The organism is Archangium sp., from assembly GCF_036277355.1.
GTDB lineage: Bacteria > Myxococcota > Myxococcia > Myxococcales > Myxococcaceae > Archangium.
The window spans coordinates 1-21347 of sequence record NZ_DASUNC010000090.1 but is presented as its reverse complement, the minus strand read 5'-3'; the positions used below and the strand labels follow the sequence as shown (position 1 = coordinate 21347).

Below are 21347 nucleotides of genomic sequence, written 5' to 3'. Positions count from 1 at the left end.
TTCAACCCGCGTGCGGCGTATCCCTTCCCGGATGTCCGCCGCGAGCGCTCAAATCGCCTTCCAGGCCATGAGGAGCTTCTGGGCCACTTCCGTGGTGATGAGCGGCAGCACGCCGCCCCCGCCCACGATGTTCACGATCTCCGAGGTGGAGCCCCGGCACACCCCGCCCCAGGCCGGCTGCTTCGCCAGGCCCACCGACGCGTACGCGGAGTAGTCCACGTGCAGTGACAGGGACGTCACGCCGCTCTCCTCGCACAGCAGGTGCTCCTGGGGAGTCGTCTCCACCACCTCCTGCACCACGAAGCCGCCGCCCGCCGGATCCGTCGCGGCGCGCTCGCACAGCTCCGCCCACGTGGGCACGGTGCCGTAGGCGGCCTTCGCCCGCTCCTCGAACGCCGGAGTGCCCACCGAGCGGCCGAGGTACACCGCCCGGCCCCCGTAGTCCCAGGACCGCTTGAGGACGAAGCGCCTGGGCTCCGCCACCACCAGGGCCACCAGGTCCTCCACCCGCTGCCCGTCCGGGCCCACGCCGGGGCCGTGCCGGAAGGGCCGCGTCCAGGGCACCGACTCGCGCACCGCCTCCAACTCCTCGGGCGTCAGGCCGGCGGCCTCGGCGCGCGCGGGCTCCACCAGCGCCTGCGAGAGCAGGGCGAACGTCGTCTTCACCTCCACCGGCGAGGCCGGCGGGTTGAGCAGCACCGCCTTGCGCCCCGGCACCGTGCCGAAGAAGTCCTGGATCCACGGGGCCGGCGTCTCCTCCAACCGCCGCGTGAAGAGGTGCCGGTAGACCAGGTCGTACCGCTTGCCGCGCACCTCGAAGTGCTCCTCGCCGGAGACCTCGTCCGGGTGCACCACGTCCGCGTCCGCGCCGAACTCGCGGAAACGCTCGCACAGGTAGCGCTGCTCGGTGATTTGCGCGTCGTTGCGGCGGCAGAGCAGGGCGAGGGTCTCCGGCATCCTGCCGTCACGCTCGGCCGCATAGCCGTCCAGCAGGGCGCGGTAGAGGGCCAGCGCGTTGCTGCCGTTGGCGGAGATGACCGCGTAGAGCGCCTTCTCGGGGTAGCGGAAGTGCCGGGCCACCACCTCGATGAAGGTGCGCGCGGCGATGTCCGAATAGCCCTGCATGGCCGGAATGGTGGCGTTGACCTCGAGGGCGCGCGGCTTCGTGTCCACGAAGTAGTCCACCCGCGTGGTGGCCAGCCGCTCCAGGTTCTTGAAGGTGCGCTCGGTGAGCTCGCGCTCCAGCGGAGAGAGGCCGCCCAGCAGCAGCTCCCTCTCCTCACTGGCGAGCACCGCGCGCGTCACCTTCACCGTGGCCGAGGCCAGGTGCGCCGAGAGCGTGGCCCGCCGGCGGATCTCCGCGGCATCGAGGATGACGGGGGTGGCGGTGACGGGGATGGGCCGGGTGGAGCCGTCCTTCTGGGTCACGGCCAGTCCCCGCTCGTACGCGGTACGGGCGAGCTCGGGACCGAAATGGATCGCCTGACGGCGCAGCACTTCCAGGAGTTCTTGCACGATGGGAATCCTTACGACGTGAACAGCCGGGCGTCCAGGGGCTTCCCGGGCGGCCCGATTCGGCGATGATGCCGGACTTCCGAGGTTCCCTACAGAGAGAGGACACACGCCATGGGCATGGTCACCGGAGGTCAGCTCGTCGGACGGATGCTGAAGAAGGAGGGCGTCCGGCACATCTTCACCCTCTCGGGGCTGCACGTGGCCCCCATCTACGCCGGGTGCGTGGAGGAGGGCATCCAGGTCATCGACACGCGCCACGAGCAGGCGGCCGCCCACGCGGCGGATGCCTATGCCCGCGTCACGCGCGGCGTGGGCGTGGCGGTGGTGACGGCCGGCCCCGGCGTGACGGACGCGCTCACCGGCGTGGCCAACGCGCACGCGGCCAGCTCGCCGATGATCCTCCTGGGCGGCGCGGCCCCCATCTTCAACCAGAGCCGCGGCTCGCTGCAGGAGATGGAGCAGGTGGACCTCTTCCACCGCATCTCCAAGTGGTCGGATCGCGTTCCCACCCCGGAGCTGGTGCCGGCGTACCTCGCCAAGGCCTTCCGCGTGGCGCTCTCCGGACGGCCCGGGCCCGTGTTCCTGGAGCTCGCCTGGGACGTGCTCTGCAACGGCGTGGACGAGGACACCCTGCAGATTCCCAAGAGCTACCGCACGGATGCGCGGCAGGCGCCGGATCCGCGCAAGGTGGACGAGGCCATGGCGCTGCTGAAGTCCGCCGAGCGCCCCGCCATCATCGCCGGCTCGTCGGTGTACTGGGACGGGGCGTGGGACGCGCTGCGCCGCTTCGCGGAGACGGCGCAGATTCCCGTGTACCTCAACGGCGCGGGACGCGGCTGTCTGCCGGCGGGCCATCCGCTCTTCTTCCAGCACACGCGCAAGGAGGCGCTGAGCGGCGCGGACCTGGTGTTCGTCATCGGCACGCCCTTCGACTTCCGGCTCAACTACGGCGCCGAGCCCACCTTCAGCGCCGGGTCGAAGATCGTCCAGGTGGACATCGATCCCACGGAGGTGGGCCGCAACCGCGTGGTGGACGTGGGCATCATCTCGGACAGCTACAGCGCGCTCACCGCCTTCGCGGACGCGGCGCCCAGGGGCAAGCGCGAGGCCTTCGTCTCGGGGCTGCGCGAGCGCGAGCAGAAGAAGCAGCGCGACCTGGAGGCCTGGACGAAGGACGACAGCCAGCCCATCCACCACTACCGGCTCGCCAAGGAGATGTCGGACGTGGCCAACGGGCCCGGGCAGGATCCGGTGTTCATCGCCGATGGCGGCAACTGGGTGGCCATGGCCGCCAAGGTGGTGGAGCTGCGCCGGCCGGGCCGGTGGTTGGATCCAGGTCCGCTCGGGTGCCTGGGCGTGGGCGCGCCGTTCGCCCTGGCCTCCAAGGTGCTGCACCCCGAGCGCACGCATTGGATCATCCAGGGGGACGGCTCGTTCGGCCTCAACGGCTTCGACTTCGAGACGGCGCTGCGCTTCAAGCTGCCCATGGTGTGCGTGGTGGGCAATGACGCCGCCTGGGGGCAGATCCGCCTGCCGCAGGTGCAGATGTTCGGCGAGGACAAGTCGCCGGGCACGCTGCTGGCTCCCACCCGCTACGACAAGGTGGTGGAGGCCTTCGGCGGCCACGGCGAGCTCGTGACGGAGCCGTCACAGATCCGCCCCGCGCTCGAGCGGGCCCTGGCCAGCGGCACCGTGGCGTGCGTCAACGTGATGCTCGACCCGGACGCGCCGGTGAAGGCGGGCGCCATGGGCTACGCCGTCTGATTCATCGCGTCATTCGGGGGCGCCGCCGTGTCTGGACTTGCACGCGGGGGCGCCCTCGCGTACAAAGATAGACACAATCGTAGTTTTCCCTGAAACCGTGCTTCCCGTGAGCCGCCTCCACCGCCAAGAGCCCGCGCTGTACCGACGGCCCCGCCTGCTGGCGCTGCCGCTGGTGCTCCTGTGCGCGCTGGCGTACCTGGGAAGCGCGGCGCACTTCTTCCTCGTGCAGCACGCCGCGTGCATCGAGCACGGGGACATGGTGCACGAGGCCTCGGCCGGGCAGGGGAACGCTCAGCTGAAGGTGCGCGAGTCCTTCGCGGACGAGCGCATCACCCGCACGGACGCCCAGGTGTCCGTGCATGGCGCGGATGCACACTGCGCCCATGTCTTCCTCCGCCGGGTGGTTCAGCCCCCGGCCGGAGTGATGCTGCCGCCGGAAGCGCCCGTCCTGCCGGGACAGGTGCTGGAGGCGGACAGCGTGGCCGTGGAGCCCCAGGTCGCATGGCTCCACCTGGCCCCCAAGTCCTCACCGCCACGGGTCTGAGCACGCCCTTCCTCTCTCTCGGGAGAGGAGCGGGGTGAAGGTGCTCGGAGCGCGTCCTCCCTCTCCCCCTGGGAGAGGGGCGGGTCCGCAATCCCTCTCAGCACCCTTCGCGCATCGCCCGCACACCTGCCCGCGGAGCTCCCTCCGTGTATGGCTTTGGCCCATGCACGCCCTCGGAGTCCCAATTCCTGGCACCGGTGCGTGAGGCCATGCCCACCCCGCCGTGCGTCCGTGCGCGCGCCTTCCCCACGTTCCGGGTGTCCCAAGCCGTCTTCCGGGACGGGAGCGTGGGGGCATTGCAGCACCAACACGTCAACACCTGGAGTCACACGTCATGATGAAGAAGTTGTTGTCCGCCTGCCTTCTGTCGAGCGCGCTGCTCGCGGGTTGCGTTGAAGCCAATGAAGCCGATGTCGAGGGGTGCGAGCACCTCCAGGAGGGGCCTGGCGCCGCCGTGAGTGCGAGCGCTTCGGCCACGGGCACGCTCCCCGCGGTGAGCAACGACCACAAGCGCTATGACATTTCGCTGCCGGCGGGCAGCGGGGGCAACGTGGGCTCCGTGTCGTTCGCGGCGGCCGAGGCCACCGACTATGTCTTCTTCCTGAGCACGAACGTCGCGCTGAAGGTCACCAGCGCCTCCGGCGAGACGGTGTCGTTCGAGGAGTCCGCGACGAAGTCGGACGTGTGCCCCGAGGTCAAGGGCCGCTTCGTGGCGCCGCTGCAGGTGGGCACGTACACGCTGACCTTCGGCCCCACGGCCGACAGCAGTGTCTCGCTGGTCATCGAGGAGACCGCCCATGCGCACTGAGCGCAAGCTGCTGGCGGCGTTCGCGGGCGCGGTGCTGGCCCTGACGGGGTGCGCGAAGTCCTCCACGGCGCTGGAGCCCGAGCTGGCCGCCGCCCACCAGAAGATGGAGGCGGACCACCAGGAGATGGAAGCGGCCCACCAGAAGATGGAGGCCCAGCACCGTGAGTGGGTGGCCGAGCACGACCGGCTCAAGGGCAGCGCGCCCGACGCGGAGCACGACGCCCTGGAGGCGCAGCACGAGCAGCTGCTCTCCCGCCACCAGTCGGTGGTGGAGGCCCACCAGAAGCTCGTGGGCGACCACGGTCAGCTCGAGGCCTCCCACGGCGAGGGCAAGCCCGCTTCCTCCGAGCACGAGCGCATGGAGGAGGAGCACCGCAAGATGCGTGACGAGCACAAGTCCATGGTGAGCGAGCACGAGCGCCTGGGCGAGGAGCACCGCCGGATGCTCGGCGCGCACGGCTCGAAGTAACCGCAGTCCGGAGCGGGAGGTGCCGCTGTCCTCCCGCTCCCTTTCCTTCCACGTGATTCCGCAGGAGATGACCATGGGGACCTTCAAGCAGTTCCTGGACGAGAAGCAGCTGAAGCCCGAGACGCTGGTGCGCCTGTCCAGCCAGCTCGAGGCCCGCGCCGAGGACGATCGCAAGCTCGCGAAGCAGCGCTCCGACAAGCGGCGCGACAAGGAGAAGCAGGGCAAGCCGTACGCGGAGCTGGGCATCGGCAAGCCGAAGAGCGGCCGCGGCGTGAGCGTGCAGCAGGTGACCGCCGCGCTCGAGGACCAGCCCCTGCCGCCGAAGGTGCGCGGCAAGCTGGTGCGCGCGGTGAACGCCGTGCTGTCAAGGAAGGGCGGCCAGCCGGTGGACTTCAAGGCGCTGTTCGGCGAAGTGCCCGTCCGCAAGGGCGCGGCGGCCAAGGCGAGCTGAGGAGACACGCGGATGGGCTCCTCCCTTCTCCACCTCCTCCCGCCAGACGTGCGGCGTGACGGGGAGCGGCTGTTCAACGTCTCCATGTGGTGCATCGGCCGCGATGTCACCCATGCGGACAACCTGCTGCTGCGCCATGGCTTCACCCGCGAGCGCATTCCGGCGGGACAGCAGGGGACCAGCGCCTACTCGGGTGCGTTGCCCGGGGGAGGGGCCCTCACGTTGTGGGGTTTCGGCGCGCTGTGCCGCGTGTGCGGCGAGTCCATCTACGTGCCGCGCGATGGGTTCTCCCCCGTCCTGGTGGAGGAGGCGAGCGTCACCTGGCCCGTCTTCCAGGCCGCGGGGCTCGGCAGCCCGCGTGCACCCGTCTCCGCGGGCGAGCAGTCCGCCGCGCGCACCGCGGTGCGGGCCCTGGCCCGGTGGATGGCCGGGTACGAGGAGTGGGTGCTCGGGCTCATGGGCTCGGGCTGGCGGCACGAGTGCCTCGCGGCGCGGCCCAAGGCCTCGCCCGTGAGCGCGGAGTCGTTGGCGGTGGAGTGGCGGCGTCTGGCCGGGCGCGTCGAGGCGCTGGAGCGGCCTGTCGTGGACGAATCGTTTTCCCCGCCCGCAGGGGCGTGAGTGAGGTCACCATGCTGACGAGACACCTTCGAGCCGAGGAGCCTTCTCTCTTCCCCTCCATGCCCTGGGATGATGTGCCCGACCTGGAGCTGCCCACGCCTCCGCTGCGCGAGGGGCTGGGACGCGCGCACCTGAAGGTGAGCACCCGGGTGCCCCTGGCCCAGGCGTACTTCGATCAGGGCCTGCGCCTGCTGCACCTCGGTTGGGGCGCCGAGGCGCGGCGCTCCTTCGCGGAGGCGGCCCGGCGGGATCCCCAGCTGGCCATGGCGTACTGGGGCCTGGCCCTGACGCGCGGGGCCGGCGCGCGCTTCGCGACGGACAGGGCGGACGCCATCCACAAGGCGCTCACCCTCAGCGAGGGCATCTCGGACGTGGAGCAGCGCTACATCGTCGCGGCCACCTTCCTCGCGGACAAGGGCCCCGCCAACGGCCGCCATGGCTTCGTGCGGGAGATGGAGGCGCTCGTCGACCAGTTCCCCGAGGACGCCGAGGCGCGCCTGCTGCTCGCCGGTTTCCTCGCGGATGGGTACGAGCCGGATGGGCGTCCCTGCGCGGGCCAGCCCTATGCCCAGGCGCTGCTGCGCGAGTTGCTGCGCACGCACCCCCACCACGAGGGTGTCCACCACGCCTGGGTGCAGGTGATGGGGGAGAGCGCCCGGCCCGAGGCGGCCCTGGAGAGCGCCCGGCGGTTGCGGCTGCTGGCGCCTCGCGTGGGCACGGCCCTGCTCGGCTCCGGCCGGTTGATGCTGCGCACCGGACACATCCGCGAGGCCCGCGAGGTGCTGGAGGCGGCGGTGGCCGCGGACGACGCCTGGCTCTCCCAGGAGTCCCTGCCCGAGTCCGCCGCACCCGCCGCGGGCCTGGCGCTGCGCCTGCTCGTCCAGGCGTGCGCCGACGCGGGGCGGTATGGCGAGGCCCAGTCCTGGGCGCGCCGCCTGCGCCAGCGCGTGGAGTCGGTGACGCCGCACTCCGGACAGGCGCTCGTGTTCGCGGCCGGTGCGCTCTCCAGCGTGCACCTGCGCTTCGGCTTCTGGCGCGCGGCGGCGGACCTGCGCGTGGAGCTGTCGCCCGAGTCGAGCGTGGCCGAGCGGGGGTTGCTCACCGGCATGGAGGCGTATGCCCGGGGCTTGCGCGCCCTCGAGTCGGGCAAGCTGGTGGAGGCGGAGCGCGTCTGTGACGAGCTCGACGCGCTGCACCCGCCGCTGTCCGAGGAGCGCAAGGCGGAGCACCGCCTGCTGTGCCCGCGCGACGTGGCCCGGGTGGTGGAGCTGGCGGCCTGCGAGCTGCGGGGCGCCCTGGAGGCGCGTCAGGGCGACTTCGCCCGGGCCGAGGCCTCGCTCATCAAGGCCATGCGGCTGGAGCGCCGGTTGCGCGCGCCGGGGCCCTCTCCCTTCTCCCGCCCGGCCCGTGAGACGCTGGCCCGCTCGCGCATGCGCGGGGGCCGCGAGGACAAGGCGGTGGAGCTGGCCGAGGCCGTCGTGAAGGAGCGGCCCGGCAGTGGCCATGCCTGGCTCCTCCTCGCCGAGGTGCACGTCGCCCGGGGCTCCTTCGCCGAGGCGGCCTCCGCCTTCTCCTCCTTCCTGGCGTGCTGGCGTGACGCGGATCCTCAGCTGCCGGAGCTCCGGCGGGCCCGGGCCTTCATCCTGGGCCGGGGTGGGGTGAGCGTGGCGGCCGCCAGGCCCGTCAACGTCATCCCGCTCCGCGCGCTGGAGAACGTCTCCTGCTGAGGGCCCCGCTCACGCCCGGTGCGGCGCCGCCTCCTCGAGGAACGTGAGGAGGCGCTGCGCGCACTCCTCCGGGTGCTCCAGCGGGAAGAGGTGGGTGCCGGGCAGCTCCTCGGCTCGGGCCCCGGGGAGGGTGCTCCCGGCGCGGGCCAGGGCCGCCGGCAGCAACGTGTCCGAGTCGCTCCCGCGCAGCACGAGCGTGGGCACCTTCACCGCGCGCAGCTTCCGCCACACCCCGCGCGGTGAGGTCTCGAAGATGCGGGCCTCCCACGCGGTGGGGATGGTGAGCCGGAAGCCGCCGCCGGGCACCTCGGTGAGGCCGTGGGTGATGTAGTCCTGGAAGCACTCGGGGTCGAAGCGCCGGAAGAGGGGCTTCTTGCGGTAGCTCGTGGCGGCTTCTTCTCGGGAGCCCCAGGTTTCCCGGCGGCGGCGGGCCAGGCTCGCGGGAGGAATCCGGCTCCGCAGCCCGAGCAGGGTCGCCGCCTGGATGACCCACTGGCGCGTGCCCGTGAACAGCACCGGATCCAACGCCACCACGGCCCGGAAGAGGCCCGGGTTCTTCACCGAGGCGAGCAGCGTGGCCACGCCGCCCATGCTGTGGCCCACGCCCACCACGCCCTCCAGGCCGCGCGCGCGCAGGGCCCCGGCGAGGTCATCGGCCATGTCCTCCCAGTCGCGCAGGGAGCGAGGGTCCGTTCCCGGCACGAGGCCGCGGCTGCGCAGGGTGTAGACGTGGTAGCGCGTCGCGAGGCGCTCGATGAGCTTGCGGTAGGTGCCCGGGGGGAAGCCGTTGGCGTGCGCGAGGTGCAGCACCGGGCCGGTGCCACCCCAATCATCCAGGTGTAGGGAGTCGCTCATCGCTGCCCTATACAGTAATCGGTTCCAGGTATGCGCTCCTCGCGGCGGCTGGCGTGAGGTGTCAGGGGACATGCGTAGGGTGCCCGGGCAACTCCACTCTCGGAGGCCTCCGTGAAGCGCTCTTTTGTCGTATTGGCCGTTACGGCCCTGCTGTGCTTGTCCGCGTGTGTGTCCATCGTTGGCGGGCCTGGAGGCATCTCTCCATCCCAATTCGAGTTTCTGCCAATCGTACCCGTGAGGGCTCCCGGACCCGGTGGATGGAAATCAGCAAGGGTCGTCATCCACCTGTTACATGTGACTGAGCAAGGTATTCGCAAGAACGTCTTCTGCCCCATCGAAGTGCAGGTGCCGGAGGTCAATTACCTCGGAGTCGTGACTGATCAATTCGCGCAATGGGAGGCTGCGAGGGCAGCGGATATCGCCGCGGAGAGGACATTGAAACACCAGGAGCTGTTATCGGCGGAGTTGTGTCAGCGATTCATGGCGGAAATGTTGGAAGTGCTGGGGGAGGCTGTTGACGGGGCTCGTGTTATCAAGGCCCTATGACCTCGAACCTGCCCGTTGATGGATCCACGCCCCAGTTGATGGAGCTGATCCACCAGTACTACCCGGCCAACATGAGGCAGTTCGCCGAGGGCTACAGTGAGTCGGAGCAGTACCAGCGGCTGGTGAGGGCACGTCAGGAGGCGTTGAGGAACTCCGGGCCCTGGGAGCGCGTGGTTTCCATGCTGACCGAAGCGCTGCCGGATTGCCGTGTGGAGGATTGGAGTGCTCTCTTCTCCAATGACAACTGCTGGCGTGTCCGGGTGTACCTCCCGGAGGTCCCTCAACTCCAGGGAGGAGGGCAGGAGGTTCGAGCCGTCGTGGTGCTCGTCAGCATTCTGGCGCCTGTGTATGTGCGCTATAGCTCCTTCCGCGAGCTTTTCGACCGCAAGTGGAGGAATCGCAGGCTCTTCTACGAGGACGTGCCAGAGACGAAATCCGTCGCGGGCAAGGTGGAAGCCCTGGTGGGCTCGGAGTTGGGCGTTCAACCCTTGCCGCAGCACGCCCTCTTCACTCCGGTTCCCGACATCGAGTGTGGTACCAGGTCTCTTGGTGAGGCCCAGCTCATCGACTGTCTCTTCACCTACGATCGCTGGTGAAGCGGCCGCTCCCTCCGGCCCAACACCCGATCAGGCCATCCGGCCGTTCTCGGGCAGGTCCTCGGCCAGGTAGCGGATGACGTCCGAGGGGGTGATCATCCCCAACAGCTTCTCCTCGCGCACCACGGGCAGGTGGTGGATGCGGTGCTTGCGGAAGAGCTCCATCACCTCGTCGGTGAGATCGAACTCGTTCACCGTGTGCACGGGCGACGTCATCACGTCCTCCACCGGGGTGCGCAGCGGCATGCCCCGGAGCAGGGCGGCCATGATGTCCAGCTCGCTGATCATGCCCAGCACGCGCCCCTCCTCGTCCGTCACCGGCGCGCCACTGACGCGTTCCTCGACGAGTTGGATGGCGATGTCGGACAGCGGCATCCCCAGGGAGACGGACTTCACCGGCGCGGTCATCAGGTTGCGGGCATGTCCCTTCATGCCCGCCAGCTTGGTCACGCGTTGGGGGGGCGTCAATCTCCCTCGACGGTCAGTGGGGCGTGCTTGACGAGTGGGCGGGCCTTCGGAGAAGGCTGGGGCCCCAACCGAGAGGATTCCCTTCATGCCCACCTTCCGCCTCAAGAGAGACCAGGCCTCGCTGCTCGTCGTGGACATCCAGGAGCGCCTGTGCGCCGCCATGGAGCGGGACGCGCTCGACCGGGTGCTCAACCGCACCAACGCCGCCATCGAGGGCGCCAGGGCGCTCGAGCTGCCCATCATCGTCACCGAGCAGTACCCCAAGGGCCTGGGGCCCACGCACTCGCTGGTGAAGATGCGGCTGGGCAGCTACTCCGCCGTGGAGAAGATCGACTTCACCGCCTGCGTGCCGGACGTGGCCACGCGGCTCGGCGAGCGCAAGCAGGTCCTCCTCGTCGGCATGGAGACGCACGTCTGTGTCTTCCAGACGGTGCGCGACCTGACCGAGAAGGGCTTCACCCCGTTCCTCTGCGCGGACGCCGTGATGTCGCGCCACCCGGAGGATCGCCGGGTGGGCCTGGAGATGTGCCGCGAGGCGGGCGCCCACATCGTCACCGTGGAGGCCGCGCTCTTCGATCTGCTCGGGTGCGCGGGGACCCCCGAGTTCAAGAAGGTCTCCGCCGCCGTCCGTTAGCCGGGCGGGCAAGGGGAGGCTTGGAGAAAGGACGGCGCCCGAAGATACTCGCGGCGTGAGCGACACGCGCCTGTATACAGTGGGCGGAACGGTGCAGGCGGGTGGCGGCGTCTACCTCGCCCGGCGAGCGGACCCGGAGATGCTGGAGCTGTGCCGGGCCGGCACCTTCGCCTTCGTCCTGACGGCGCGGCAGATGGGCAAGTCGAGCCTGATGGTTCGCACCGCCGAGCAGCTCTACGAAGAGGGCATCCGCTCGGTCATCATCGACCTGACGCGCATCGGCAAGCAGGTGACGGCGGACCAGTGGTACGTGGGCCTGCTGGTCGTCCTCCAGGAGCAGCTCGAGCTGAGCACGGACGTGACGGACTGGTGGGGCCTCCATCGCGACCAGGGGCCCGTGCAGCGCATGACGCGCTTCCTGGAAGAGGTGGTGCTCTCCGAGGTGAAGCAGCGCGTGGTGGTGTTCGTGGACGAGATCGACACCACGCTCGGCATGGGCTTCACCGACGACTTCTACGCCGCCATCCGCTACCTCTACAACGCGCGGGCCAGCAACCCCGAGCTGGAGCGGCTCTCCTTCGTGCTCGTGGGCGTGGCCACGCCGGGAGACCTCATCCAGGACGAGACGCGCACCCCCTTCAACCTCGGGCAGCGGGTGGAGCTCACCGACTTCACCCTGGCGGAGGCGGCGCCGCTGGCCGAGGGGCTGGGCCATTCCCCCGAGGAGGGGCGGCGGGTGCTGGAGTGGGTGCTTGGCTGGACGGGCGGACACCCGTACCTGACGCAGCGGCTGTGCCAGGCGCTCGTCGATCACCATGCGCAACAGGCACGGGCTGGAGGCGGCGCCTGGTCCCGCGACGAGGTGTGGCAGGTGGTGGAGCGGACCTTCTTCGCGGAGAAGAGCTTCCAGGACAACAACCTGGTCTTCGTCCGCGACATGCTCACCCGGCGCGCGCCGGAACCGGAGCGGGTGCTCCGGACCTACCAGGACATCCGGCGCGGCCGGCGGGTGCTCGACGAGGAGCGCTCGCTGGTGAAGGCGCACCTCAAGCTCTCCGGGGTGGTGCGCCGCGAGGGCGAAGCACTGCGGGTGCGCAACGCCATCTACGAGCGCGTCTTCACCGTGGCCTGGGCCGGGAACCAGCTCCCGGTGGATTGGCGGGTGATCCGGTTCGCCGCCCTGGCCCTGGTCATCACCGGCTTCGTCGTGCTCCTGCCCCTGTCCGTGCTGCTGTTCAAGCAGCTCGCGGACACGGAGCGCGATCGCCAGGAGACCGCCGAGAAGCTGACCCAGGCGCGGGAAACCAATGACAAGGCCGAGGCCAACAGGATCTCGGTGCAACGGGAAGTGGACAGGCTCCGCTCCCAGGCGCGGCAGGAGGCGGCCCAGGCGCAACAGGAGGCGCAGAGACTCCAGAAGGACGCCCGCCAGGCCAAGGACGAGGCCGACAGGTTCCGCAAGGACGCGCAGCGGTTGCAGGAGGAGGCCATGCAGGCCCTGGAGAAGAAGGCCCTGGCCGAGCAGGAGATCTCCCGCGCCAGGACCCAGGCCGATGAGAAGCTGAACGAGGCCGCCTCCTATGTGTTCGTCAACCAGGCGGATGCCAGGCTGCGCGGGGCCTCCTCGGCCCTGCCCGTCAGCACCGCGCTCTCCATGGAAGCCGCGCGGATCCATCCCTCCCCCGAGGCCATGGACTCGCTCATCCGGGGGCTCGTCCAGCTCCGTCAGCCCCAGGCCCGCCTGATCCATGCGCACAACGTGCTGGCGGTGGCCTTCAGCCCCGAGGCCGGCCTGCTCGCCACCGCCAGTGAGGACAAGACGGCACGGCTCTGGGACGCCGCCACGGGGCGCGAGCGGGCCGTGCTGCCCCATGCCAGCGCCGTCACCGCCGTGGCCTTCAGCCCGGATGGCAAGCTCGTGGCCACCGCGAGTGATGGTGGCCTCGTGCGCCTGTGGAACACGGCCACCGGCACGGCCCTGCCCATCACCCTGCGTCACGAGGACGCCGTCAACGCCGTGGCCTTCAGCCCGGACGGCAAGAGCCTGGCCACCGGCAGTGATGACAACACCGCGCGGCTGTGGAGCACGGCCACCGGCCAGCCCCTGACCGAGCCCCTGCCCCATCTGCGTCGCGTCAACGCCGTGGCCTTCAGCCCGGATGGGAAGTTCCTGGCCACCGCCAGCGCGGACAGGGTCGTGCGCCTGTGGAAGACGTCCAATGGGGAGCTCCAGCCCGGGCCCCTGTCCCATCCGCAGCCCGTCAACGCCGTGGCCTTCAGCCCGGATGGCACGCTCCTGGCGACCGCCAGCGATGACAAGATCGCCCGGCTGTGGGAGGTGGCCACCCGCCTGCCCAGCAGTGTGGTGCTGTCCCATGACAAGGCCGTCATGGCCGTGGCCTTCAGCCCGGATGGCAAGGCGCTGGCCACCGCCAGCAGCGACAAGACCGCTCGCCTGTGGGCCGTGGACACCGGACGGCAACTGGTGTTCCTGCCCCATGACGACGCCGTCAACGCCGTGGCCTTCAGCCCGGACGGCAAGGCGCTGGCCACCGCGGGCGATGGAAAGACCGCATGGCTCTGGGATGTCGCTCCCCGCCCACCGCTCGTGCTCCTGCCGCACGGCAAGGCCGTCACCGCCACGGCCTTCAGCCCCGATGGCAGGCTCGTGGTCACCGCCAGTGAGGACAACGCCGCGCGCCTGTGGCGTGGGGACACGGGCGAGCCCGTGGCCAGCCCCTTGCGGCACGACGCCCGCATCCGGGCCGTGGCCTTCAGCGCGGATGGCACCCGCGTGGCCACCGCCAGCGATGACAAGACGGCCCGGTTGTGGAGCGCGTCCAACGGCGCGGCCCTGGCGTCCCTGCCTCATGGCGGCAAGGTGCTGGCGGTGGCCTTCAGCCCCGAGGGCGGCTCGGTCCTCACCGCCAGTGAGGACAAGACCGCACGGCTGTGGGATGCCGCCACGGGGCGCCAGCGGGCGCTGCTCGCCCATGACAGCGCCGTCAACGCCGTGGCCTTCAGCCCGGATGGCTCGCGCGTGGCCACCGTGTGTCAGGATGGCACCACGCGCCTGTGGAACGCGGCCACCGGCAAGCTTCAGGCCGGCCCCCTCCGGCAACGCGCCAGCCTCCTCGCCGTGGCCTTCAGCCCGGATGGCTCGCGCCTGGCCACCGCCGGTGAGGACAACGCCGTGTCTCTGTGGGATGGGTCCACCGGTGCGAGCCTGGGCCGTCCCCTGAAGCATGACTTCTTCGTCACCGCCCTGGCCTTCAGCCCGGACGGAAGGAGCCTGGTCACCGCCAGTGAGGACATCGCCGCGCGCGTGTGGGACGTGGCCACCGGCGAGCAGCGGCTGTCCCTGCCGCACGACAACACCGTCACCGCCGTGGCCTTCAGCCCGGATGGCTCGCGCGTGGCCACCGCCAGCGAGGACGGAGCGGCACGCCTGTGGGATGCCGCCACCGGCCGCCGGCTCGCGCGCCTGCCGCACACCAGCCGCGTCCTGGCCGTGGCCTTCAGCCCGGGGGGCTCGCGCGTGGCCACCGCCAGCGGAGATGGCACCGCGCGTGTGTGGCCCGTCCGGCCCGAGGACTGGCTCCAGGCCGCCTGCTCCCTGCTGCCTCGCAACCTGAGTCCCCAGGAGTGGCCCGCCGATGTGGGAGGGGTCGTACCCTATCGGAAGACGTGCCCCGGCCTGCCCTGATATTCGCACCACGTCACCCGCCCCGAGAGATCCATGGCCCGTGTCTTCATCAGCTACAAGCGCGATGTCACGCCCGATCAAGACCTCGCCCAGGCGCTCTACAAGGCGCTCAAGGCCTCTCACGAGGTCTTCATCGATACCTCCATGCTCGTGGGCGAGAAGTGGGTGGAGCGCATCGACGCGGAGATCCGCCAGGCGGACTTCTTCATCGCGCTGCTGTCTCCCTTCTCCGTCAACAGCGAGATGGCCCAGACGGAGATAGAACTGGCGTACCGGCTCCAGACGCAGCGGAGCCAACCGGTCCTGCTCCCCATCCGCGTCGCGTACCACGAGCGGCTGCCTCCGCCCCTGAGCGGCTACCTCAGCGCCATCAACTGGGCCCTGTGGGAGGGGCCGGAGGACACCCCGCGTCTGCTCGAACAGCTCGGCAAGGTCATGAGCGGGGGCCTGCAGCGCGGCTCCGCACCGGCGGCCCCGCCCACGGCCACCTCCTTCCAGGAGCATCCTCCCGAACTGCTCGAGCAGCTCGCCAGGGCCATGGGCGGGGGTGCTCCCGCGGGCTCCGTCGTGCTGTCACAACCCCTGCCGTCCGCCCCGCTCGAGTTGGACGAGACGCTCGAGGGGGCCATGGACACGCAGTCGGCCTTCTATGTGGTGCGCGACGCCGATGGCACGGTGACGCGGGCCGTCTCCCAGAAGCAGGGCGCCACCGTCACCATCAAGGGCGCCCGGCAGATGGGCAAGAGCTCGCTGCTCATGCGCGGCATGGCCTCCGCTCTCGAGTCCGGCAAGCGCGTGGCCTATCTCTCGTTCCAGGAGTTCGACACCCAGACCTTCTCCGACCCGGATCTCTTCTTCCAGCGCTTCTGCATCACCCTGAGTGATCAGCTGGAGCTGGAGAACCAGGTGGAGACCTACTGGAAGAAGCCCATGGGCAGCAGCCAGCGCTGCGGGCTGTACATGAGCGGCCATGTCCTGAAGAACCTGGACGCGCCGCTGGTGCTGGGGCTGGACGAGGTGGAGACGCTCTTCGAGCTGCCCTTCGGCACGGACTTCTTCGGCATGCTGCGCAGCTGGCACAACAACCGCGCGCTGCCGACCACACCCGTCTGGAAGAAGCTCGGCATCGTCCTGGTGACGTCGACCGAGCCCTTCCTGTTCATCAAGAACCTGACGCAGTCTCCCTTCAACGTGGGGCAGACCGTGGAGCTGGGGGACTTCTCTCCGGAGCAGGTGGCGGAGCTCAACCGGCGGCATGGCTCGCCGCTGGGGCCGAAGCAGGAGCAGGAGCTGTTCACCCTGCTGGGGGGACACCCGTACCTCATCCGCAAGGCCCTATACCTGTTGGCCATCCGCAGCCTGAGCGTGGAGGAGCTGTTCACCCAGGCGGCGGAGGACCGGGGACCGTTCGGCGACCACCTGCGTCACCTGCTCTTCCGGTTGGGCAGCCAGCCCCAGCTCAAGGCGGGACTGCGCGAGGTGCTGCAGCGCAACGTCTGCCCGGATGAGGGCGTGTTCATCCGCCTGCGGAGCGCGGGACTGGTGCGGCAGGAGGGCGCCTCCGTGCTGCCGCGCTGCGAGCTGTACCGGCGCTACTTCCGTGAGCGCCTGCAAGTGGGCTGAGCCGTGATCGCGCACGCCGTCGTCCCCGAACCCCTGGAGCTCACGCTCCACCTCGTCTCCGGCGAGCGCTCGCGCGACGCCGACCGCTTCCTCTTCCAGCCCCGGGACTACCTGCGCCTGCGCGAGGGGGGCACCTCCGCGCGCGCCTCCTTCCCCTGGGAGCACGCCCTGGAGGACCTGGCCAGCCTGGGCTCCAGCCGCCCCAGCCCCAACGCCGCCCAGCGGCTCGGCGAGCTGCTGCGCGCCTTCCTCGCGCCCCTGGGGTGGGCCCAGGACGAGCAACGGCTGCGCGAGGCGCTCGAGGCCCGCCGGCCCGTGCGCCTCACCCTGCGCCTGGAGCCCGCCGAGCTGTGCGTGCTCCCCTGGGAGCTGCTCACGCTGGAGCCCACCGGCCTGGCGCTGAGCGACCTCGAGGGCTGCACCCTGTCCTATGAGCGGCCCGGGACGCCGCCGCTTCCCGCGCCGTCCTCCCCGCCGCCCGCGGGAGGCCGCATCCTCTTCGCCTGGTCCGGGGACGTGCCCGTCGCGGCGCACCAGCGCGCCCTCGCCGAGGCCTGTGCCCGCTCCGGCCATGACTTCGACCCGCGCCGGGACGTGCTCCCCCATGTGAGCCTCGCCTCACTCGAGCAGGCCCTGCGCGCCCATGACGAGCCCATCGCCGCGCTCCACCTGCTGTGCCATGGCGTCCCCTCCGAGCCCGGCGCGTATGGCCTCGCCTGGGACTCCTCGTGGGGCGATGGCGAGGTGCACGTGGTGGACGCCGCCGCGCTCCGGGCCGCGCTCGAGCCCCATGCCGCGCGCATCCGCATGGTGGTGCTGTGCGCCTGCCGTGGCGGCGACGCGGGCCTCCCGGGCAACCACCTGGGCAGCCCCGCCCGCGAGCTCCACCGCGCGGGCCTCCCCGCCGTGGCCGCCTCCCGGCTGCCGCTCTCCACGGGCGGCTCCGTCACCTTCACCCGCACCCTCTATGGCGGGCTGCTCGAGCGCCACGCCTCGCTGGAGCACGCGCTGGCCGAGGCGCGCAAGGCGCTGCGGCTCGAGGGCGCGCGGATGGATGGGGCCTCGCTCCAGCTCTACGCGCGCGCCGGGGAGGGGCCGGACCTGCGCCCCTTCGTCTTCGCTCCCTACTGCGGCCCCCGGCCCTTCGAGCCCGAGGACCACCGGCGCTTCTTCGGCCGCGAGCCGCTCCGCCAGACGCTGCGCCAGCGCGTGGAGGCCGCCGCGGCGGGACAGGGCCCCACCTTCCAGGTGATCGCCGGTGCCTCCGGGAGCGGCAAGTCCTCGCTGCTGCGGGCCGGGCTGCTGCCGGCGCTGCCCTCCGAGCGCTGGGAGCTCACGCGGGTGCGCGCGGGCGAGGCCGGTGCGCTGGAGACGGTGCGTTCGGCGCGGGCCTCTCCGGGCAAGCGGAGGCTCCTGGTGGTGGATCCGCTGGACGAGGCCTTCTCCCGGCTGGGCGAGGACGAGCGCCTGGTGTTGCTGGGCGCGCTGTGGGAGGCCTCGCGGGAGCCCGAGCGGAACACGGTGGTGCTCGCCACGCTGCGGGTGGACTACCTGGGGCGCTGCGCGGAGGTGCGGCTGGGCGAGGACGGGCTCCGGCTGGACGCGGTGCTCTTCGAGGGCGGGCGCCTGCTGCTGGTGCCGGAGATGACGGCCGGGGAGCTGCGCGAGGCCATCGAGCACCCCGCGCGGCAGCAGGGCCTCCTGCTGGAGCAGGGGCTGACGGAGCGGCTCGTGCAGGAGGTGGAGCGCCAGCCGGGAGGACTGCCGCTGCTGGCCCATGCGCTGGATCGGCTCTGGCGGCTGCGCGAGGGACGCTGGCTCAAGCACAGCGCCTATCAGGCATTGGGCGGCGTGGCCGGGGCGCTCGCCCAGGAGCTGGACAGGTTGTACGAGGGGCTGGAGGAGGAGGAGCGGCACCAGCTGCGCCGGCTCCTGGTGGAGCTGGTGGACGTGCGGGAAGGCGCGGCCCCCTTCACGTGCCAGCGCGTGTGGCTCGAGCGGGTGCGTCCCGTGGAGGAGCGGGCGCGCCGGGCCTTCGACACCGCGCTGGGGCGGCTCGTGGAGGGCCGGGTGCTGGTGCTCGGCGGCGGCGCGGAGGGCGGCGAGGTCTCCATCGAGGTGGCCCACGAGGCGCTGCTGCGCCACTGGCTGCCCCTGGCCGGGTGGATCCGCGAAGGGCAGGAGCGCCGGCGCAAGCGGCTCGAGCTGCGCGCGGGCGCGGAGGGCTGGCATGCCCACCGGGAGTCACCGTACGCGGAGGACTATCTCCTGCGAGGCCGGCGCCTGGAGGACGCCCTGGAGTTCCTGCAAGCCCACCCGGACGAGCTGGACGAGCGGGTGCTTCCGTTCATCGGCGCGAGCCGCGGGCGGGCGGAACGTCTGGCCCGGGAAGAGCGCGAGCATCAGGAGCGGCTGCGGGACTTCGCCCGGCTGATCGTCGCGGACAAGCTGCGCAAGGAGGACCCCACGGCGGCCCTGCTGGTGCTGCTGGAGGTGCGCGAGCCCGGACGGCACCTGGCGTGGACGCAGACGGCGTTGGAGGTGCTCCAGCAGCCGGTGGCCTCGGCGGTGCTGCGAGGGCACCGGGGGCCGGTGCGCGCGGCGGCGCTCAGCCCGGAGGGGCGGTGGGTGGTGACGGCCTCGCGGGACGGGACGGCGCGGCTGTGGCGCGCGGATGGCACGGGCGTGCCGCGGGTGCTCGAGGGGCACGGCGGAGAGGTGCTGGCCGTGGCCTTCAGCCCGGACGGGCGGCGGGTGGTGACGGCCTCGGCGGACAGGACGGCGCGGGTGTGGACGGTGGAGGGGCGCGCGGCCCCGGAGCTGCTCGCGGGACACATGGGCGAGGTGGTGGCGGCGGCCTTCAGCCCGGATGGACAGCGGGTGGTGACGGCCTCACGGGACGGGACGGCGCGGGTGTGGCGCGCGGATGGCACGGGGATTCCCGTGGTGCTCCGGGGCCACGAGCAGGCGGTGGTGGCCGCGTCCTTCGACGGCACGGGCGAGCGGGTGGTGACGGCCTCGCGGGACGGGACGGCGCGGGTGTGGCACGCGGACGGGCGGGGCGAGCTGGCCGTGCTGGCGCACCCCGGAGACGTGCGGGCCGCGGTGTTCAGCCCGGATGGGAAGCGGGTGGCCACGGCCTCGGTGGATGGCGCGGTGCGGGTGTGGCGCGCGGATGGGCAGGGCGAGCCGAGCGTGCAGCCTAGTGACTCCGGCTTCGTCAACGCGGTGGCCTTCAGCCCGGACGGAGGGCTGGTGGTGAGCGCGCACGCGGACGGCTCGGTGAGGCTGTGGCGGGCGGACGGGAAGGGTGGGGCGATGCGGCTGGCGGGAGACACCGGGGAGACCGTCTCGGTGGCCTTCAGCCCGGATGGCCGGTGGGTGGTGACGGCGGTGCGGGATGGGACGGCGCGAGTGCGGCGCACGGATGGGGCGGGCCCGGTCGCGGACCTGCTGGGACACACGGATGAGGTGCTGTCCGCGAGCTTCAGCTCGGATGGAGAGCGGGTGGTGACGGCCTCGAGGGACGGCAGTGCGCGCGTGTGGAGATGGCGCGCGCAGCCCCAGGCGCTCACGCTGCAACGCCGTGCGGGAGCGGTGCAGGCGCTGGCCTTCAGCCCACGGGGCGAGCACCTGGCCACGGCGCACGCGGATGGCACGGCGGCGGTGTGGCGGCCAGGCGGCGGTACGGACCCGGTGGTGCTCAAGGGGCACGGGGCGGAGGTGCGGACGGTGGCCTTCAGCCCCGAGGGCGAGCGGGTGGTGACGGCGTCGGTGGATGGGACGGCGCGGGTGTGGCGGGCGGACGGGCGGGGCGAACCGGTAGTGCTCCGAGGACACACGGGCCGGGTGGTGACGGCGGCGTTCAGCCCGGAGGGCGAGCGCGTGGTGACGGCCTCGTGGGATGGAACGGCGCGGGTGTGGCGGGCGGACGGACAGGGTGAGCCGGTGGTGCTCCAGGGGCACACGGAGTTCCTCCGGACGGCGGTGTTCAGCCCGGAGGGAGAGCGGGTGGTGACGGCGTCTGATGACGGGACGGCGAGGGTGTGGCGGGCGGACGGACGGGGTGAGCCGGTGGTGCTCCGCGGGCACACGGGCCGGGTGGTGACGGCGGCGTTCAGCCCGGAGGGGGAGCGGGTGGTGACGGCGTCGGACGACGGGACGGCGCGGGTGTGGCGGGCGGACGGGCGGGGCGAACCAGTGGTGCTCCGAGGACACGACCAGTCGGTGGTGAGCGCGGAGTTCAGCGCGGACGGAGCGAGGGTGCTGACCGCCTCCCCGGACAAGACGGTGCGGGTGTGGTCCGCCGAGGGGGGAGGGGAGCCGGTGGTGCTGAGAGGACTCACCGCGCGGTTCGATCCCCGAGGCACGCGGGTGGTGACGGCGTCGGGGGACGGGACGGTGCGGGTATGGCCCGCGGATGGAAGCGGTGAGCCCCTGGTGCTCGCCGGGAATGGGGACCGCGTGACGGTGGCGGCCTTCAGTCCGGGGGGCGATGTGTTGGCCATCGCCTCGAACGATGGCAGCGCACGGGTGTGGGGACTGGGGGTGGAGTCGCTGCGCGAGCGTTTGCGCCAGAGGACCAGCGCGAGCCTGGAGGTACGGCAGCGCCAGCGCTACCTGGGCGAGCGCTCCGAGGAAGCCCGCGAGGCCCACGCCCGTGATGAGGGGGCGTGGGGCCGCCAGACACTCAAGGCGACTTGAGCCGGCGCCTGCGGAGAGCCAGGCCGAGTACCAGTAAGGCCCAGGTGGCTGGGATGGCGGGTGCAGTGGAGCAGTTGTTCCAGCCGTAATGGCTTTTCTGGATGGCGAACGGGTGCCTGGCTTCACCACTGATGTTGCCCACCGCGTCCGTGGCGATAGCCACGACCTGGTGGCGTCCCCCAGGCTTGATTCAAAGTCCTACGAGAGAGGTTATCCCACCAGGACCTACGGCTGAAGTATAGTCCCGCCTACAGGCGCCCACCGGAGGCGAGCAGCCGCGAGCTGATCGCGAGGGGGGAGCCTGCACAGAGCCGATGAC

Annotated in this window: 17 protein-coding genes; 13 read left to right on the top strand and 4 right to left on the bottom strand. The window is 71.4% G+C overall.

Annotated features, from left to right (window positions below; genetic code table 11):
- Nucleotides 1-48: 48 nt before the first annotated feature.
- Nucleotides 49-1515: a hypothetical protein gene (locus VFZ09_RS23890; RefSeq protein WP_329729948.1), complete on the bottom strand. Its 1467-nt coding sequence runs from the start codon at nt 1513-1515 to the stop codon at nt 49-51.
- A 111-nt stretch (nt 1516-1626) separates the two neighbouring features.
- On the opposite strand from VFZ09_RS23890, the gene VFZ09_RS23885 reads away from it, so the two are divergent.
- The 7 genes from VFZ09_RS23885 to VFZ09_RS23855 all read left to right on the top strand — a co-directional run bounded on the left by VFZ09_RS23885 (nt 1627) and on the right by VFZ09_RS23855 (nt 7896).
- Entirely contained in the window at nt 1627-3279 is a 1653-nt protein-coding gene (locus VFZ09_RS23885; RefSeq protein ID WP_329729947.1) for a thiamine pyrophosphate-binding protein, read from the top strand.
- A 106-nt stretch (nt 3280-3385) separates the two neighbouring features.
- Nucleotides 3386-3823 carry a hypothetical protein gene (locus VFZ09_RS23880; RefSeq protein ID WP_329729946.1) on the top strand — a complete coding sequence of 146 codons (438 nt, stop codon included), beginning with the start codon at nt 3386-3388 and terminating at the stop codon, nt 3821-3823.
- Between the two features lie 334 nt (nt 3824-4157).
- Nucleotides 4158-4631: a hypothetical protein gene (locus VFZ09_RS23875; protein ID WP_329729945.1), complete on the top strand. Its 474-nt coding sequence runs from the start codon at nt 4158-4160 to the stop codon at nt 4629-4631.
- Nucleotides 4621-5100, top strand: a complete 480-nt coding sequence (locus tag VFZ09_RS23870; RefSeq protein WP_329729944.1) for a hypothetical protein — start codon at nt 4621-4623, stop codon at nt 5098-5100. Before VFZ09_RS23875 ends, VFZ09_RS23870 begins: the two co-directional genes overlap by 11 nt.
- A 73-nt stretch (nt 5101-5173) precedes the next feature.
- Nucleotides 5174-5551: a hypothetical protein gene (locus VFZ09_RS23865; protein WP_329729943.1), complete on the top strand. Its 378-nt coding sequence runs from the start codon at nt 5174-5176 to the stop codon at nt 5549-5551.
- A 12-nt stretch (nt 5552-5563) separates the two neighbouring features.
- Entirely contained in the window at nt 5564-6169 is a 606-nt protein-coding gene (locus VFZ09_RS23860; protein WP_329729942.1) for a hypothetical protein, read from the top strand.
- Nucleotides 6170-6180: 11 nt separating this feature from the next.
- A complete protein-coding gene (locus tag VFZ09_RS23855; protein ID WP_329729941.1) occupies nt 6181-7896 on the top strand; it encodes a tetratricopeptide repeat protein in 1716 nt (571 codons plus the stop codon).
- 9 nt (nt 7897-7905) lie between these two features.
- Here VFZ09_RS23855 and VFZ09_RS23850 read toward each other — a convergent pair whose 3' ends face one another.
- Nucleotides 7906-8751: an alpha/beta hydrolase gene (locus VFZ09_RS23850; protein ID WP_329729940.1), complete on the bottom strand. Its 846-nt coding sequence runs from the start codon at nt 8749-8751 to the stop codon at nt 7906-7908.
- Nucleotides 8752-8862: 111 nt separating this feature from the next.
- Between VFZ09_RS23850 and VFZ09_RS23845 the strand changes: the two genes are divergently transcribed.
- The gene (locus tag VFZ09_RS23845; protein WP_329729939.1) at nt 8863-9297 is read left to right on the top strand and encodes a hypothetical protein; all 435 of its coding nucleotides are present in this window, start codon (nt 8863-8865) and stop codon (nt 9295-9297) included.
- A complete protein-coding gene (locus tag VFZ09_RS23840) occupies nt 9294-9893 on the top strand; it encodes a hypothetical protein (protein WP_329729938.1) in 600 nt (199 codons plus the stop codon). Before VFZ09_RS23845 ends, VFZ09_RS23840 begins: the two co-directional genes overlap by 4 nt.
- A gap of 30 nt (nt 9894-9923) precedes the next feature.
- Here VFZ09_RS23840 and VFZ09_RS23835 read toward each other — a convergent pair whose 3' ends face one another.
- Nucleotides 9924-10361, bottom strand: a complete 438-nt coding sequence (locus VFZ09_RS23835; RefSeq protein ID WP_329729937.1) for a cyclic nucleotide-binding/CBS domain-containing protein — start codon at nt 10359-10361, stop codon at nt 9924-9926.
- Between the two features lie 85 nt (nt 10362-10446).
- Here VFZ09_RS23835 and VFZ09_RS23830 point away from each other — a divergent pair, with 85 nt between their 5' ends.
- The 4 genes from VFZ09_RS23830 to VFZ09_RS23815 are packed head-to-tail and all read left to right on the top strand — an operon-like array spanning nt 10447 to nt 21028.
- Nucleotides 10447-10995: an isochorismatase family protein gene (locus VFZ09_RS23830; RefSeq protein ID WP_329729936.1), complete on the top strand. Its 549-nt coding sequence runs from the start codon at nt 10447-10449 to the stop codon at nt 10993-10995.
- Nucleotides 10996-11050: 55 nt separating this feature from the next.
- Nucleotides 11051-14701, top strand: a complete 3651-nt coding sequence (locus tag VFZ09_RS23825) for an AAA-like domain-containing protein (RefSeq protein ID WP_329729935.1) — start codon at nt 11051-11053, stop codon at nt 14699-14701.
- Nucleotides 14702-14734: 33 nt separating this feature from the next.
- Nucleotides 14735-16324 (top strand): AAA-like domain-containing protein, encoded by a 1590-nt coding sequence (locus tag VFZ09_RS23820; RefSeq protein WP_329729934.1) that lies wholly within the window; start codon nt 14735-14737, stop codon nt 16322-16324.
- A 3-nt stretch (nt 16325-16327) separates the two neighbouring features.
- The gene (locus VFZ09_RS23815) at nt 16328-21028 is read left to right on the top strand and encodes a CHAT domain-containing protein (RefSeq protein WP_329729933.1); all 4701 of its coding nucleotides are present in this window, start codon (nt 16328-16330) and stop codon (nt 21026-21028) included.
- Here the strand turns inward: VFZ09_RS23815 and VFZ09_RS51710 are convergent.
- Entirely contained in the window at nt 21015-21170 is a 156-nt protein-coding gene (locus tag VFZ09_RS51710) for an MYXO-CTERM sorting domain-containing protein (protein ID WP_414640738.1), read from the bottom strand. The genes VFZ09_RS23815 and VFZ09_RS51710 overlap by 14 nt on opposite strands.
- Between the last annotated feature and the right edge of the window lie 177 nt (nt 21171-21347).

Bases quoted from the DNA above. Each gene is read 5' to 3' on its own strand.
- VFZ09_RS23830 (WP_329729936.1), top strand. From the start codon at position 10,447: ATGCCCACCTTCCGCCTCAAGAGAGACCAGGCCTCGCTGCTCGTCGTG.
- VFZ09_RS23865 (WP_329729943.1), top strand. From the start codon at position 5,174: ATGGGGACCTTCAAGCAGTTCCTGGACGAGAAGCAGCTGAAGCCCGAG.
- VFZ09_RS23870 (WP_329729944.1), top strand. From the start codon at position 4,621: ATGCGCACTGAGCGCAAGCTGCTGGCGGCGTTCGCGGGCGCGGTGCTG.
- VFZ09_RS23885 (WP_329729947.1), top strand. From the start codon at position 1,627: ATGGGCATGGTCACCGGAGGTCAGCTCGTCGGACGGATGCTGAAGAAG.
- VFZ09_RS23850 (WP_329729940.1), bottom strand. From the start codon at position 8,751: ATGAGCGACTCCCTACACCTGGATGATTGGGGTGGCACCGGCCCGGTG.
- VFZ09_RS23875 (WP_329729945.1), top strand. From the start codon at position 4,158: ATGATGAAGAAGTTGTTGTCCGCCTGCCTTCTGTCGAGCGCGCTGCTC.
- VFZ09_RS23840 (WP_329729938.1), top strand. From the start codon at position 9,294: ATGACCTCGAACCTGCCCGTTGATGGATCCACGCCCCAGTTGATGGAG.
- VFZ09_RS23855 (WP_329729941.1), top strand. From the start codon at position 6,181: ATGCTGACGAGACACCTTCGAGCCGAGGAGCCTTCTCTCTTCCCCTCC.
- VFZ09_RS23820 (WP_329729934.1), top strand. From the start codon at position 14,735: ATGGCCCGTGTCTTCATCAGCTACAAGCGCGATGTCACGCCCGATCAA.
- VFZ09_RS23860 (WP_329729942.1), top strand. From the start codon at position 5,564: ATGGGCTCCTCCCTTCTCCACCTCCTCCCGCCAGACGTGCGGCGTGAC.